Raw genomic sequence first — 15,100 nt, 5'->3', positions numbered from 1 at the left:
CGGCGAGACGGCGCAGGCCGTCTCACCATCATCGTCATGCTCAGGCGGCGCGGACCTTGGCAAGGAAGCCGTCGACCGCCTGGCGCAGCAGGCCGGACTGATTATCGAGCTCGCGAGCGTTCGACAGCACCTCGGAAGCCGCCGTACCGGTCGCTGCCGCCGCCTGGGTCACGCCACCGATATGGGCGCTGATCTCGTTCGAGCCGGCCGCGACCGACTGGATGTTGCGGGCGATCTCCCGTGTCGCATCGCCCTGCTGCGCGATCGAGGTCGAAATCGAGCTGGTGATCTCGCTCATCTGCGCGATCGTCTCGGTGATGCCGTTGATGGCTGCGACCGCATCGCTGGTCGAAGTCTGCATGGCCGCGACCTGCGCCGAGATCTCCTCGGTGGCCTTCGCGGTCTGGTTGGCGAGTGCCTTCACCTCGGAGGCGACCACCGCAAAGCCCTTGCCGGACTCGCCTGCGCGGGCCGCCTCGATCGTCGCGTTCAACGCCAGCAGGTTGGTCTGCGCCGCGATCGAATGGATCAGCTTGACCACCTCGCCGATCTTCTCCGCGCCAGTCGAGAGGACCTGCACTGTGGCATTGGTGCGTTCGGCATCGCTCACCGCCTTGCCGGCGATCTCGCTGGAACGCGCGACCTGGCGCGAGATCTCGGCGACCGAGCCGGACAGCTCCTCCGCCGCAGCCGCGACCGTGCTGACATTGCTCGACGCGCTCTGCGAGGCCGTGCTCACGGTGGAGGCCCGTGCGCTGGCGTCGCTCGCCGTCGCCGTCATCGACTGCGCCGTCGACTGCATGCCCTCGGCGGCGGACGCCACCGAGCGCACGATGCCATTGACGCTGCGCTCGAAATCGGCCGCGAGATTTTCCATGGCCGACCGCCGCTCGGCGGCCGCACGCTGCTGGCTCGCGGCATCGGCCTGCTCCAGCTCGCGCATGCGCAGCGCATTGTCCTTGAAGATCTGCACTGTCGCGGCCATCGCGCCGACCTCGTCGCCGCGGCCGATGCCGGGGATCTCGCCGTCGAGCTTGCCCTCGGCGAGCTCCTGCATTCGCCTGCCGAGCTGATTGAGCGGACCGCTGATCGAGCGGCTGATCAGCCAGGCAATGCCGCCCGCGATCACGGCGATGCCAAGGATGGAGAGTCCGAGCATCCATTTCAGCGGCTGCATCCTGGCATCGATATCGTTGATGTAGACGCCGGTGCCGAGATACATGTTCCAGAACGGCAGCCAGACCGAGTAGCCGATCTTCGGAATCGGCTCGACGCTGCCATTGCTGCCCGGCTTCATGTAGTCGAAGAACATGGTGTGCTCGCCCTTTGCCGAGGCGTTCTCGCGCCATTCCTTGGCGAGGATCCGGCCGTTGGTCGGCGTGTCCGGGCGAACCTGATTGATTGCCTTGGGGTCCGGCCCGAGGATGGTGACCCTGTCCATGGTCGAGCCGAACAGATAGCCGGCGCCATTGTCGTAGCGCATGGAGTTGGCCCGCGCCTGGAACTCCGCCAGCGCAGCTTCCTTGGTCATCTTGCCGGCCTCGACCTCCTTCATCAGGCCGAGCGCCATGTTGCGCGTCGCCTCGACGATGGAGCGGATCTGCTCCACCTTCGCGTTCATCATCTCCTGCTGCATCAGGTAGCTGGCAAACGCTCCGGAGACGCAGAGGCCGATCAAGGCCACCCCGACGACAATGGCGAGCTTGGGCGCGATCTTCAGGTTGTTCAGCTTCACAGGCGCAGTCTCCGGACGAATGAACGCAAGAGGGCACGATCCACGGGGATCGTGCCCTCTCAAAGTTACCTCCAACCCTTTAGCGTCCGGTTACGGACGGGCCGTTACCGGCAAATCAAGCAGCGCGCACCTTGGCGAGGAAACCCTCGACGGCCTGGCGCAGCATGTCCGACTGGTTGTCGAGCTCACGAGCGTTCGACAGCACCTCGGAAGCCGCCGTACCGGTTGCTTCCGCCGCCTGGGTCACGCCGCCGATATGGGCGCTGATCTCGTTCGAGCCGGCCGCGACCGACTGGATGTTGCGGGCGATCTCCCGTGTCGCATCGCCCTGCTGCGCGATCGAGGTCGAGATCGAGCTGGTGATCTCGCTCATCTGGGCGATGGTCTGGGTGATGCCGTTGATGGCCGCGACCGCATCGCTGGTCGAGGTCTGCATCGCCGCGACCTGGGCGGAGATCTCCTCGGTGGCCTTGGCGGTCTGGTTGGCGAGTGCCTTCACCTCGGAGGCGACCACCGCAAAGCCCTTGCCGGATTCACCGGCGCGGGCCGCCTCGATGGTCGCATTCAGCGCCAGCAGGTTGGTCTGCGCCGCGATCGAGTGGATCAGCTTGACCACCTCGCCGATCTTCTCGGCGCCGGTCGAGAGCACCTGGACCGTGGCGTTGGTGCGCTCGGCATCGCTCACCGCCTTTTCGGCGATCTCGCTCGAGCGGCTCACCTGCCGGGCGATTTCCGCAACCGAGCTCGACAATTCCTCCGCCGCAGCCGCGACCGTGCCGACATTGTCGTTCGCGCTCTGCGTTGCCGCGCTCACCGTCGAGGCCCGTGCGCTAGCGTCGCTCGCGGTCGCCGTCATCGACTGCGCCGTCGACTGCATGCCACCCGCGGCGGATGCCACCGAGTGTACGATGCCGTTGACGCTGCGCTCGAAATCATTGGCGAGATTTTCCATCATCGATCGCCGCTCGGCGGCCGCTCGCTGCTGGCTTGCGGCATCCGCCTGCTCCATTTCGCGCATGCGCAGCGCATTATCCTTGAAGATCTGCACGGTCGCCGCCATCGCTCCGACCTCGTCGCCACGGCCGACGCCCGGGATATCATCATCGAGCCGACCGTCGGCAATCTCCTGCATGCGCGTGCCGAGCTGCTTCAGCGGACCACTGATCGAGCGGCTGATCAGCCAGGCGATACCGCCCGCGACGACCGCGATACCGAGGCTGGCGAGCCCGATCATCCATTTCAGCGGCCGCATCTTGGTGTCGATGTCGTCGATATAGGCGCCGGTGCCAAGATACATGTCGAAGCCTGGCACGGCGACGGCGTAGCTGATCTTGCGGCTCAGCACCTCCTGGCCGGGACGCATATATTCGTAGGTCAGCAGGATCTCGCCTTTGCTTTTCGCACCATCCATCAGTTCCTGGGAAAGCTTGCGGCCGTTGGTCACCACGTCCATCCGGTTCTGCCCGACCTGCTTGGGATCCGGTGACAGCACTGTGATGCCACTGTAGTTGGTGCCGAACAGATAACCGTTGCCATTGTCGTAGCGCATCGCGCTGGCGCGCGCCTGGAATTCGGCCAGCGCAGCCTCCTTGGTCATCTTGCCGGCCTCGACCTCCTTCACCAGAGCAGCCGCCATGTTGCGAGCCGTCTCGACGATCGCCTTGCACTGTTCGATGCGCGCGCTCAGCATTTCTGCCTGCATCAGATAGCCAGCGAACGTCCCCGCGACTGCGAGGCCCAGCATGGCGACGCCAACGACGACGGCGAGCTTCGGAGCGATCCTCATGTTGTTCAGCACGACGAAAATCTCTCCTTGAAGGATTGCTAAGGGAACGAGGCGAAATTCCCTCAAACTAGGCGTTTGATCCTTAGCGGTTCCTTGCCGGCGCGATCCGTAGAAACGCGGTACCCGGCGAGCACGCAGGCGCCGCCGAGCCGCACTCAGGGATAGTCGAAGCCCATGACAGCGTGCTTTGATTGAGCAAGCAGGATGCTCCCGCAAATGGGAGAACAGGGAGGAACAGATGTCGGTGTTCAAGATCGTGACGCCCCAAGGCGCGAGCTTCACAGTGGCCGGCGGCGGCTATGCCTATGAGATGGAGGCGCTGGCGCCGATCGGCGCGGAAATCGTGGAGGCACCGAACGACGAGGGCGCGTTCATCGCTGCCGCGCGTCATGCGGATGCGATCTATGCCAAGGGCATCCCGATCACCAAGACCATCATCGATGCGCTGGAGAACTGCAAGGTCATCACGCTCGGCAGCGTCGGTGTCGACAGCGTCGACGTCAAGGCGGCGACCGCGCGCGGCATTCCCGTCACTAACGTGCCGGACACCTTCATCGAGGAGGTTGCCGACCACGCGATGATGCTGCTGCTTGCAGGCTTCCGCCGCCTGGTGCAGCAGGACAAGATGGTACGTGAGGGGCGCTGGGCCGAGGGCCGGCCGGCGCTCTCGACGATTCCGCGGCTGATGGGCCAGACGCTCGGTTTCGTCTCGTTCGGGCGCGTCGCGCGTGCAGTCGCCAAACGCGCCGCACCGTTCGGCCTGCGCATGCTGGCCTATGATCCCTTCATCCAGGAGACGCTGATATCAGAGCATGGCGTCGTGCCGGCGACACTGTCCGAAGTGCTGTCGCAATCGGATTTCGTCTCGATGCACGCGCCGGCGCGGCCCGAGCTGCAGCACATGCTCACCGAACAGCATTTCCGGCAGATGAAGCGCGGCGCGATCTTCATCAACACCGGCCGCGGCGCCACCGTGCAGGAGGAAGCGCTGATCAAGGCGCTGCAGGAAGGCTGGATCGCCCACGCCGCGCTCGACGTGCTGGAGACCGAACCGCCATCGCACAACAATCCGCTGCTGCGGATGGACAATGTGACGCTGACCGCGCATGTGGCTTCCGCCTCGGCGCGGTTCGATGCGGCTCGCAAGCGCCGCGTCGGACACGAGCTCGCACTGGTGCTGCAGGGGCTGTGGCCGGTGAGCTGCGTCAACCCGTCGGTGCTGCAGAACACAGCGCTGAAGCGCTGGCAGCCGGTCGGCATGGATCGCGGGCCTAACAGCTAGTCTAGTCGAGCGATCCCTTGAAATCCGGCTGTCGGTGGATGGGTTGAGCTCTCGCCATCTCCAACGCTGTCATGCTCCGCCCCCGGGTCTCGCCTTTGGCGAGCCCGAGGACAGGCTCCGGCGGAGCATCCAGTACTCCGTGACAGCGGTGATTGAACCGAGGCGCCGCGGCGTACTGGATCGTCCGCCGGAGCCTGTCATCCGGCCGGCCGAAGGCCGGACCGGGTGGCGGACGATGACAGCGGGGACCTACATATGGAGCCGTGACTTCGGAAACAGGCATCTAGTCGAGGTTCGGCCAGCCCTGCTCGCCAATCAAGGGTACGAAGCGGACACCTCCGATCTCCTCGACATCGAACTCGGTCGCGGACCGGCGTGTGACCCGCAGCAGCTCCTGGGTCTCCTGGCCGGCGCCGACCGGGATCACCAGCCGACCGCCAATCGCCAATTGCTGCTTCAGCGCCTCCGGCACCCGCGGCCCGCCGGCGGTGACCACGATCGCATCATAGGGGGCATAAGCGGGCCAGCCACGCGTGCCGTCGCCGCGCAGCACATGGATGTGCCGATATCCGAGCTGCGCAAAGATGCTCTCCGCACGATCCGCGAGCGGATGCAATCGCTCCACCGTGCAGACCTCGCCTGCAATCTCCGCCAGCACGGCTGCGGCATAGCCCGAGCCGGTACCGATCTCGAGCACCTTCTCGCCGCCCTTGAGCTGCAGCGCCTCGATCATGAACGCCACGATATAGGGTTGGGAGATCGTCTGCCCGCTGCCGATCGGCAGCGGCGTGTCCTCATAGGCGGCCTTGCGCAGGCTCTCCGGCACGAACGCCTCGCGCGCCACTTTGCGCATCGCCGCGAGCACGCGTTCATCCTGCACGTCGCGGCCCGCGATGTCGCGCGCAACCATCCGCTCGCGCGCAGCAGTGAGATCTACAGCACCCTTCCCGTCGGACGTCGCCATGATGACGCTCCCGTCTCGTGCCGAAAGCCGGGACATGATCGCGGCAGGACCGTCGAATGTTCGTCATCGGTCGCGGCGATCGCGGCCTGGGATATCAACCGCAGCGGCTCACGCCTGTTCCTCCTCGGCAACCGGGCGCAATGCGGCGAATTCCTCTGCGGTCAGCGTTTCCTTGGCCATCAGCAGCGCCACGCCCTGCTCCAGATCGTGGCGATGGCCTTCGAGAATGCTGCGGGCCCGCGCATCCCCCTCGGCGATCAGATTGCGCACGGCAAGATCGATCTCGCGGCCGGTCTCCTCGGCCGCGCTCACCACCTGATCCTGCGCCTGCAGGAACGACGCCTGTGGACGCGGCGCATAGGTGCGCTGGCCGACCGTCCGGTCCATGCCGAATTTGGTCACCATCTCGGTCGCGATCTCGGTGGCGCGCTGCAGATCGTCGGCGGCGCCGGTGGAGACGTCGCCATCGAAGATCAACTGCTCGGACGCGCGGCCGCCCATCAGCACCGCGATGCGGTTCTTCAGCTCGCTGACCGACAGCAGGAAGCGGTCTTCGGTCGGCCGCTGCATGGTATAGCCGAGCGCGCCGACGCCGCGCGGAATGATCGAGACTTTTTGCACGGGATCGACGCCGGCAAGATTCGCCGCGACCAGCGCGTGACCCATCTCATGATAGGCAACGCGGCGGCGCTCGGGGGCACTCAGCACGCGACTCTTCTTCTCGATGCCGGCAACGATGCGCTCGATTGCGACCGTGAAGTCCTCGAACGTCACCTCGTCGCCCTTGCGACGCGTGGCCGCGATCGCGGCCTCGTTGATCAGGTTGGCGATGTCGGCGCCGGTGAAGCCGGCCGTCAAGCTCGCGACCTTGTCGAGATCGACGCCCGCAGCCATCCGGATCTTGCGGGCATGCACCTTGAGGATGGCCAGCCGTCCGCTCTTGTCGGGCCGATCGACCAGCACCTGGCGATCGAAGCGGCCGGCGCGCAGCAGCGCCGGATCCAGGATCTCGGGACGGTTGGTCGCAGCCAGCAGGATCACGCCCGAAGTCGGGTCGAAGCCGTCGAGCTCGGCGAGCAACTGGTTGAGCGTCTGCTCCTTTTCGTCATAGCTGCCGAGCGCGCCACCAGCGGCGCGGCTGCGGCCCAGTGCATCGAGCTCGTCGATGAAGATGATGCAGGGCGCCGCCTTGCGCGCCTGCTCGAACAGATCCCGCACCCGCGCGGCGCCGACGCCGACGAACATCTCGACGAATTCGGAGCCGGAGATCGAGAAGAACGCGACGCCCGCTTCGCCGGCAACGGCGCGGGCCAGCAGGGTCTTGCCGGTGCCGGGCGGGCCCACCAGCAAGATGCCCTTCGGCACGTGAGCCCCTAACCTGCCATAGCTCTTCGGGTCCTTCAGGAACTGCACCACCTCCTGCAGCTCGAACTTCGCCTCCTCGACGCCGGCGACATCGGCGAAGGTGACCTTGGTGTCTTTCTCGACATAGATCTTGGCGCGCGACTTGCCGATCGACATCAACCCGCCAAAGCCCTGCCGGTCCATCAGGCGCCGGCCCAGGAACAGCCAGATCAGATAGAACATCACAGCTGGCACCACCCAGGACAGGATGGTCTGGATCAATCCGCCTGATGGCACGCCGGTGACCGTCACGCCCTTGGCCGCCAGCTTGTCGGCAAACGCCGGATCGACGCGCGCCGTGACGAAGGCGGTCTTCCCGTCCGGCTGCTTGTCCTTGTACTTGCCCTGGATCGCGTCCTGGCCGACTGCGACTTCCGAGACCTTGCCCTGCGCCACCAGCTGCTCGAACTGGCTGTAAGGAATGGTCTCGACCGTGTTGTAGGTCGTCAGCAACCATTGCATCAGCAACATGCCGATTCCGGCCAGCATGATGTAGCCGGTGACGATGGCCTGCTTACGGGAGGACTGATCGGATTCCATGGCAAGTTACTCTCTCGTCGGATCGACACCGAGCTTCATCAGACATTCTCGGTGCCGTCTTTCGAGAAAGACCATAACTGGCCGCTGGTTCCACGCGCTTGCACTGGATCAAAGATGCTCCCCGGCCCGCGCTCTGTGCGAACCCGGCAGCGAGCGGCGATCAGCGCAAGGAGCTCAGCCCGACGGCGTCATCACGATCGCCTTGTCCTTCGGCCAGCGCAGCCGGAAGGCGAACGCGATGTCCCTCGCCTCGCCCGGTTTCGCCTCGAAGGCCCATTCGAGCACGCCGCGCCGGTCACGCACATTGGTCGTGGTCGGCGCCGTCGAGGCCGGCAGCAGCTCGACCTGGATGTCCTCGTTCTCGCCGACCGGAAGCTGGTCCTGGATCGCGAGCTTGATCGGGAAATCATGGCCGTTGCGGATCGTGGTCTTGAACGCACGCTCGTCGGTCTTCGCCGTGGCCACGATCAGGCCCGACGTGCCTTCATTGCGCTTGAGCACGGTCCGTTCGACCTTCACCTTGTCGTCGGCGCCGAAGCCCAGCCGTACCGTCTCGTCCTTGGACGCGGAGGTCATCTGCGAAATCCCGACGAAGCTGCCGTCGCGATAGATCGACACCTTGCCCGGCAACAAGGGCGCATCCTCGTGCTGCACGAAGCTCGCCTCCAGGTAAGCCGTCGGGTCCAGCACCGGCGCGGCGCGGATTACGAGCTCCGGCGCGATCGTCGCAGTCGAGATGCGCAGGCTCTTGGCGCCATCAGCTGTGCCGACACTGACGCGGCCCGGAATTCTGAACGCGGTCTGGAAGGCGCCGACATCCGCGGTCGCCTCCTGCTCCTCGGCCAGCTTCATTCTCCTGTCGGCCTCGGGCGCCGCCGACCTCGCCATCATGCGCGGCTTCTCCAGTAGCGGCGCCGCCGCGGCCACTGGCGCAGGCGGCGGTGGATATTGCGCGATCAGCGTCTTCAGCTCCGGTGCGCTGCCGCCGCGTGCGGTCCGCACGGTCGAGACCGACAGCGCCACGTTCGACCAATCCTCGCCGGTGCTCTGCATGATCTCGGCGCGGCGAACGAGCTCGAGCGCCACCTTGTGATCAGGCGCGGAGGTATCGAGCCGCGCGTCGTAGAGCGGCACCCAATGCGCATGGCGCACCGCATAGGTCACCCGCAGCGTGGCGCGGGTTGCCACTGCGGCGGCGAGATCGATCCGCAGTTCGAGCTTGGCCGGCGGCTTGCTCGCACGATCGGCCTCGAGCCGCGCAATGTCACGATCGATGCCGCGCTGCTTGCGTACCGCCTCGCGGATCGCGCTATCAGCGGTCGCAACCTCTTCGGACACAGCAGCGAAAGCGGCGCGCCATTCGCTGAGCGGACGCGCCTCGCCCTTGTCGCCGAGCCCGGCCGGCGCGCTCTCGGCAAAGCGCTCGGCGAATTTGCGCCGCGCCGTCGCAGCCGCAATCGCATCGTCGAGATCGGCGCGCGCATCCTTCAGCGCCTCGATCTGCTTGTCGATCTCGGGCAGATTGACCGGAGGAGCCGGGCGCGGCGGCTTGGCATCGACGGCGCCGATCACGAGCTTCGCAGCCGCTTCGCCCTCGACCCGCAGCGAGGAGACGTCGAGCCCGAGCGGAAAATCTTTCGCCGTCAGCGCCGACTCGCCTTCGGGCAGGTCGACCGAGATCAGGCGGGTGACGCTGGCGCCATCGGGGTAGACGGTGACGGCATCGACGGTCGAGGCCGCTTCCAGATCCGCCGCCCAGGATGGCGACGCCGCCGAGAGGCCGATGACCGCGAGAGCCGTCGTTGCCAGGCACCTTGCTCGAATTGTCATGATGTTCTCCCGCAGATCCAACGCCGCACGACCCGGCAAAGCCCGGTCACGCATCCGGCGTTAGACGCGGCGAGAAACGACTCGGTTCAACGGACCTGGTGGCCCGCTGAAAGCAAGCGGCTGAAGCCCCGCTCAGAACGCGAGCGCCTTGGCCTGCTTGACCTGGGGCAGCGCCTGGATCTGCGCCAAGAGTGCCGCCGGCACTGCGCCATCGACCTCAACCAGCGCGATGGCGTCGCCGCCGGGCGCAACGCGGCCGAGATGGAAGGTCGCGATATTGATCTTGGCATCGCCGAGCAGGCTTGCGAACTTGCCGATGAAGCCCGGCTTGTCCTCGTTGGTGACATAGATCATCGACTTGCCGAACTCGGCATCGACGCGAATGCCCTTGATGTCGACCAGCCGCGGCTTGCCGTCGGCATAGACCGTGCCCGACACCGATCGCACCTGATGCTCGGTGGTCAGCGTGACCGTGATCAGGCTTTCATAGTCGCTCTCGCCGGCGCGCTGAATCTCGTCGACCACCATGCCGCGCTCCTTGGCGACCGCGGGCGCAGAGACGACATTGACCTCGCCGAGCATCGGCCGCAGCAGGCCGGCCAGCACGGCCGAGGTCAGGGCCTTGGTCTTCATCTCGGCGACATGGCCCTCATAGGTGATCTGGACCTTGTGGATGCTGCTCTCGGTCAACTGGCCGGCGAACGAGCCGAGCTTCTCGGCGAGCTCGATGAACGGCTTCAGCTTCGGCGCCTCCTCTGCTGTGATCGAGGGGAAGTTGAGCGCGTTGGAGATTGCGCCCGTCAGCAGATAATCCGACATCTGCTCGGCGATCTGCAGTGCGACGTTTTCCTGCGCCTCGGTGGTGGAGGCGCCGAGATGCGGCGTGCAGATCACGTTGGGATGACCGAACAACGGATTTGCCGTCGCCGGCTCTTCGACGAAGACGTCGAGCGCGGCGCCGGCGACATGCTTGGAATTGAGCGCAGCGAGCAGCGCCTGCTCGTCGACGAGGCCGCCGCGGGCGCAATTGATGATGCGTACCCCCTTCTTGGTCTTGGCGAGCGCGGCGGCATCGATGATGTTGCGGGTCTTGTCGGTGAGCGGCGTATGCAGGGTGATGAAATCGGCGCGCCTGAGCAACTCGTCCAGCTCGACCTTCTCGATACCGAGATCGCGGGCACGTTCCTCGGTCAGGAACGGATCGAAGCCGATCACCTTCATATGCAGGCCCTGCGCGCGGTTGCACACGATCGAGCCGATATTGCCGCAGCCGATCACGCCCAGCGTCTTGCCGGTGATCTCGACGCCCATGAAGCGGTTCTTCTCCCACTTGCCGGCCTGGGTCGAGGCATCAGCCTGTGGGATCTCGCGCGCCAGCGCCAGCATCAGGGTGATCGCGTGCTCGGCCGTCGTGATCGAGTTGCCGAACGGCGTGTTCATCACGATGATGCCCTTGGCGGTCGCCGCCGGGATCTCGACATTGTCGACGCCGATGCCGGCGCGGCCGATCACTTTGAGCCGCTTGGCGCGCTCGATGATCTTGGCGGTCGCCTTGGTGGCGGAGCGGATCGCGAGCCCGTCATAATCGCCGATGATGTCGGCGAGCTTGTCCTTGTCCTTGCCGAGATTGGGCTGGAAGTCGACCTCGATGCCGCGATCCCGGAAGATCTGTACGGCAGCCGGCGAGAGCGCGTCGGAAATGAGAACCTTGGGTTTGGACATCTGTCTATCCTGCGAGGGTAGTGGGCACGGCAGTCCAAGCCCTCTCGGCTTGTCGGAGAGGGTCAACATGCGATGGAATCTTGGTGGGTGGGCAAAGCGAAATGTGTCCACCCGCTTCGCGCTTTAATTGTCGTCATTGCGAGGAGCGAAGCGACGAAGCAATCCAGACCTTCTTCGCCGCCCTGAATTGGTTCCGCCTTCGCCCGTTTGGCTTCGGCGGACACGTCGCTGCGCTCGCAATGACGGCATAACGGCCGTTGCGCGCGTCAGGCCGCCTTCGGCAGCGCCGCCTTGGCCTCAGTAAAGGCCCAGTCGATCCACTGCGTCAGCAGCTCGACGTCCTTTGCCTCCACCGTCGCGCCGCACCAGATCCGCAGACCGGCCGGCGCATCGCGGTAATGCGCGAAATCGAAGCCGGCGTTCTCCTTCTCGACCAATGCCACCAGCTTCTTGGAAAAGTCAGCCTGGGCATCGGCGGACAGCGAGGTGATAGCGGGATCGACCACCTTCAGGCACACCGAGGTGTTGGAGCGGATCGCCGGATCCTTGGCGAGGAAGTCGATCCACGGCGTCCGGGCCTTCCAATCGGCGAGCACCTTGGTGTTGGCATCGGCACGCGCGATCAGCGCCTTCAATCCGCCGATCGACTTGCCCCAGTTGAGCGCATCCAGATAGTCCTCGACGCAGAGCATCGACGGCGTGTTGATGGTCTCGCCCTCGAAGATGCCGGCGTTGAGCTTGCCGCCCTTGGTAAGACGGAAGATCTTCGGCAACGGCCAGGCCGGCTTGTACGTCTCGAGCCGTTCGACGGCACGCGGGCTCAGGATCAGCATGCCATGCGCGGCCTCGCCGCCGAGCGCCTTCTGCCAGGAGAAGGTGACGACGTCGAGCTTCGGCCAGTCCAGCGCCTGCGCGAATGCAGCCGAGGTCGCGTCACAGATCGTCAGGCCTTCGCGGCTCGCGCTGATCCAGTCTGCGTTCGGCACGCGCACGCCCGAGGTGGTGCCGTTCCAGGTGAAGACCACATCGCTCGCCGGATCGACCTTGGAGAGATCGGGGATCTCGCCGTAGGGCGCATGCAGCTTGGTGACGTCCTTGAGCTTCAGCTCCTTGACGATGTCGGAGACCCAGCCTTCGCCGAAGGATTCCCAGGCGATAGTCGTCACGGGCCGGGCGCCGAGCAGCGACCACAGCGCCATCTCGACGGCGCCGGTGTCGGACGCCGGCACGATGCCGATCTTGTAGTCGGCTGGCACTTCCAGCACCTCGCGCGTCAGCTCGATCGCGAGCTTGAGCTTGGCCTTGCCGATCTTCGCGCGATGCGAACGACCGAGTGCTGCGTCCCTGAGATTTTCGGATGTCCAGCCGGGGCGCTTGGCACAGGGGCCGGAAGAGAAATGCGGCACGACCGGCCGCTGAGCGGGCTTCGCTGCAGTCATCAGCTATCCTTCCAGATAGTAAGCCTCCCGTTGGGGGGAGGTGTCCCGCCGCGGTGAATAGGACAAAGGCGGCGCAGCGTCAAGAAACTTCGCGCAGCGCGCGAGCACGCTCACGCGGATGTGGCCGCTTGCCGCGCGCGTTACTCCGGTGCGGCGCCGAGCGGCTGCTGTCCGGCGGGCGGACGATGCAAGAACGTCATCGACGCGTAGGCGCCGATCCAGGAGCCGATCGCGGCGAAACCGACATAGATCCAGTTCTCCGTGTAGCTGATGACGGCGAATGACGAGAGCATGTACCAGACCGAGCTCCAGGTCGCTGCCGAGAAGCGCCGCCGCGCCACGACGGCGGAGGTGAACATCACATAGACCGCATCCGTCGCCGCCGTGGCGAGCACGACACCGATCGCCGTGAGCGGATTGATCGCCGACATCGCACGCCTCCCCTCGCTCGCTTCATTGTGCCGCACAAACTATCCCGGTTGCCCATCGCGAATCCATCCTGCACACTGCGTCCCGGCGGCCGCAGCCGGCCGCGCCTTGCGCGTCACGCGCCAAGAAGGACAAAACGATGAAGCGCGTTCAAATCGGGAGGAGCGGCCTCGAGGTCACGAGGCTCGGGCTCGGCACCGCACCACTCGGCGGCCTGTTTGCCGCGGTCAGCGACGCCGATGCCGAAGCGACCATCGCACAGGCCTGGTCGCTCGGCGTGCGCTATTTCGACACTGCTCCGCTCTACGGCTTCGGCCTCGCCGAGCAACGCCTGGGGCATTTCCTGCGCGCGCAGCCGCGCGACAGTTTTGCGCTCTCGACCAAGGTCGGCCGCCTCTTGCGCGCAGACGATGCGTCGCCTGCGGAGGACGATCATTACAAGGGCGCGCCGAGCCTGCGGCCGCATTTCGACTTTTCGTATGACGGCGTGATGCGCTCGGTCGACGAGAGCCTTGCGCGGCTCGGCCTCGACCGCATTGACATCCTGCTCGTGCATGATCCTGACGATCACTACGACGCCGCCGTCAGCGGCGCTTTCCGCGCGCTGCAGCGCCTGCGCGACGACGGCAGCGTGCGCGCGATCGGCGCCGGCATGAACCGGTCCGAGATGCTGGCGCGGTTCGCGGAAGCCGTGCCGGTCGACTGTTTCCTGCTCGCCGGCCGCTACACGCTGCTCGACCAGGGCGCGCTGACGACGCTGCTTCCGATCTGCCTCGAACGCAATATCGGCATCATTCTCGGCGGCATCTACAATAGCGGCATTCTCGCCGATCCCTATGGCGCCGCCAAGTTCAACTACGAGGACGCCGACGCGGTGCTGGTCGCACGTGCCAGGGAGCTCGATGCGCTGTGCAAGCAGCATGGCACCGCGCTCAAGGCCGCGGCGATCCAGTTCGCGCTCGCCCATCCGGCCGTGACGGTGGCGCTGCAGGGCGCGCGCACCGCCCTTGAGGCCGCCGACAATATCGCGATGGCGAATGCGCCTGTGCCGTCCTCGTTCTGGCAGGAACTGCGCGCGCGCAATCTGGTCGATCCGCGCGCCCCCTTGCCGGGAGATTCCCAATGATCATTGATGCGCATCAGCATTTCTGGGACCCGCGTCGCGCCGATTATCCGTGGATGCAAGGTGACGAGATGGCACCGATCCGGCGTCATTTCGCGCCGACGGACCTCGCGCCGCTGCTGAAGCAGAACGGCATCGATGCCAGCATCGTCGTGCAGTGCCGGGCCTCGCTCGATGAGACCGAGGAGTTCCTACGTCTGGCCAATGCCACGCCTTTCGTCACCGGCGTGGTCGGCTGGGCCGACCTGACCGATCCTGCGCTCGGCGACACGATCGAGCGCCTGCGCGACCTGCCCGGCGGCGACAAACTGGTCGGCATCCGCCATCAGGTGCATGACGAGGCGGACGCGGACTGGCTGTTGCGCGAGGATGTCAAGCGCGGTCTCAAGACCGTGGTCGCGCTTGATCTCGCCTACGATCTCCTGGTGCGCACGCGCGAGCTGCCGGCGGCGATCGCGACCGCCCGCGCGCTGCCGAGCGGACGCTTCGTGCTCGACCACGCCGCCAAGCCACCGATCGCGAGCGGCTTCGACCGGCAATGGGCCGACCGGCTCGCCGAACTCGCCGCCTGCGGCAATGTCTGGTGCAAGATCTCGGGACTTGCGACCGAGGCCGTATGGAACGATTGGGATGCCGAGCGCCTTGCGCCTTATGTCGCCCACGCCGCGCAATGCTTCGGCGAAGACCGGCTGATCTTCGGCTCCGATTGGCCGGTGTCCCTGCTCGCGGGAAGCTATGGTGCAATCAAGCAGGCGCTGGAGGAATGCCTGGCAAAGCTCGGCGGCGCGTTTCGCGACAAGGCGTTCGGGCCAAATGCTGCGGCCGCGTATCGGCTGGCGGAATAGA

At 65.8% G+C, this 15,100-nt stretch carries 11 protein-coding genes; 3 read left to right on the top strand and 8 right to left on the bottom strand.

Annotation, left to right across the window (positions count from 1 at the left end):
• Nucleotides 1-40 precede the first annotated feature (40 nt).
• Both P6U24_RS10275 and P6U24_RS10270 read right to left on the bottom strand, forming a co-directional pair.
• A complete protein-coding gene (locus tag P6U24_RS10275) occupies nt 41-1,735 on the bottom strand; it encodes a methyl-accepting chemotaxis protein (protein WP_407159011.1) in 1,695 nt (564 codons plus the stop codon).
• A gap of 115 nt (nt 1,736-1,850) precedes the next feature.
• Complete coding sequence (locus P6U24_RS10270; protein WP_407160416.1) at nt 1,851-3,521, bottom strand: methyl-accepting chemotaxis protein; 1,671 nt, start codon at nt 3,519-3,521, stop codon at nt 1,851-1,853.
• A gap of 238 nt (nt 3,522-3,759) precedes the next feature.
• Between P6U24_RS10270 and P6U24_RS10265 the strand changes: the two genes are divergently transcribed.
• A complete protein-coding gene (locus tag P6U24_RS10265; RefSeq protein ID WP_407159010.1) occupies nt 3,760-4,803 on the top strand; it encodes a C-terminal binding protein in 1,044 nt (347 codons plus the stop codon).
• A gap of 283 nt (nt 4,804-5,086) precedes the next feature.
• On the opposite strand, the gene P6U24_RS10260 is transcribed toward P6U24_RS10265, so the two are convergent.
• The 6 genes from P6U24_RS10260 to P6U24_RS10235 all read right to left on the bottom strand — a co-directional run bounded on the left by P6U24_RS10260 (nt 5,087) and on the right by P6U24_RS10235 (nt 13,133).
• Nucleotides 5,087-5,767: a protein-L-isoaspartate(D-aspartate) O-methyltransferase gene (locus P6U24_RS10260; RefSeq protein ID WP_407159009.1), complete on the bottom strand. Its 681-nt coding sequence runs from the start codon at nt 5,765-5,767 to the stop codon at nt 5,087-5,089.
• A 108-nt stretch (nt 5,768-5,875) separates the two neighbouring features.
• A complete protein-coding gene (ftsH, locus tag P6U24_RS10255) occupies nt 5,876-7,711 on the bottom strand; it encodes an ATP-dependent zinc metalloprotease FtsH (RefSeq protein ID WP_407159008.1) in 1,836 nt (611 codons plus the stop codon).
• Nucleotides 7,712-7,885: 174 nt separating this feature from the next.
• A complete protein-coding gene (locus tag P6U24_RS10250) occupies nt 7,886-9,541 on the bottom strand; it encodes a mucoidy inhibitor MuiA family protein (RefSeq protein ID WP_407159007.1) in 1,656 nt (551 codons plus the stop codon).
• A 132-nt stretch (nt 9,542-9,673) separates the two neighbouring features.
• Complete coding sequence (gene serA, locus P6U24_RS10245; RefSeq protein WP_407159006.1) at nt 9,674-11,263, bottom strand: phosphoglycerate dehydrogenase; 1,590 nt, start codon at nt 11,261-11,263, stop codon at nt 9,674-9,676.
• Nucleotides 11,264-11,529: 266 nt separating this feature from the next.
• Entirely contained in the window at nt 11,530-12,702 is a 1,173-nt protein-coding gene (locus P6U24_RS10240; RefSeq protein ID WP_407159005.1) for a phosphoserine transaminase, read from the bottom strand.
• Nucleotides 12,703-12,842: 140 nt separating this feature from the next.
• Nucleotides 12,843-13,133, bottom strand: coding sequence for a hypothetical protein (locus P6U24_RS10235; protein ID WP_407159004.1), 291 nt, complete (start codon nt 13,131-13,133; stop codon nt 12,843-12,845).
• A gap of 137 nt (nt 13,134-13,270) precedes the next feature.
• On the opposite strand from P6U24_RS10235, the gene P6U24_RS10230 reads away from it, so the two are divergent.
• Nucleotides 13,271-14,257, top strand: coding sequence for an aldo/keto reductase (locus P6U24_RS10230; protein ID WP_407159003.1), 987 nt, complete (start codon nt 13,271-13,273; stop codon nt 14,255-14,257).
• The gene (locus P6U24_RS10225) at nt 14,254-15,099 is read left to right on the top strand and encodes an amidohydrolase family protein (protein ID WP_407159002.1); all 846 of its coding nucleotides are present in this window, start codon (nt 14,254-14,256) and stop codon (nt 15,097-15,099) included. Before P6U24_RS10230 ends, P6U24_RS10225 begins: the two co-directional genes overlap by 4 nt.
• Nucleotide 15,100: the final 1 nt, after the last annotated feature.

It is taken from the genome of Bradyrhizobium sp. STM 3557 (assembly GCF_045571465.1).
GTDB lineage: Bacteria > Pseudomonadota > Alphaproteobacteria > Rhizobiales > Xanthobacteraceae > Bradyrhizobium.
The sequence above is the reverse complement of the archived record's forward strand: the minus strand, read 5'-3'. Positions and strand labels throughout refer to the sequence as shown.

Coding starts and splice junctions, on each gene's coding strand:
- P6U24_RS10270 (WP_407160416.1), bottom strand. CDS start 3,521: ATGAGGATCGCTCCGAAGCTCGCCGTCGTCGTTGGCGTCGCCATGCTG.
- P6U24_RS10265 (WP_407159010.1), top strand. CDS start 3,760: ATGTCGGTGTTCAAGATCGTGACGCCCCAAGGCGCGAGCTTCACAGTG.
- P6U24_RS10260 (WP_407159009.1), bottom strand. CDS start 5,767: ATGGCGACGTCCGACGGGAAGGGTGCTGTAGATCTCACTGCTGCGCGC.
- ftsH (WP_407159008.1), bottom strand. CDS start 7,711: ATGGAATCCGATCAGTCCTCCCGTAAGCAGGCCATCGTCACCGGCTAC.
- P6U24_RS10250 (WP_407159007.1), bottom strand. CDS start 9,541: ATGACAATTCGAGCAAGGTGCCTGGCAACGACGGCTCTCGCGGTCATC.
- serA (WP_407159006.1), bottom strand. CDS start 11,263: ATGTCCAAACCCAAGGTTCTCATTTCCGACGCGCTCTCGCCGGCTGCC.
- P6U24_RS10240 (WP_407159005.1), bottom strand. CDS start 12,702: ATGACTGCAGCGAAGCCCGCTCAGCGGCCGGTCGTGCCGCATTTCTCT.
- P6U24_RS10235 (WP_407159004.1), bottom strand. CDS start 13,133: ATGTCGGCGATCAATCCGCTCACGGCGATCGGTGTCGTGCTCGCCACG.
- P6U24_RS10230 (WP_407159003.1), top strand. CDS start 13,271: ATGAAGCGCGTTCAAATCGGGAGGAGCGGCCTCGAGGTCACGAGGCTC.
- P6U24_RS10225 (WP_407159002.1), top strand. CDS start 14,254: ATGATCATTGATGCGCATCAGCATTTCTGGGACCCGCGTCGCGCCGAT.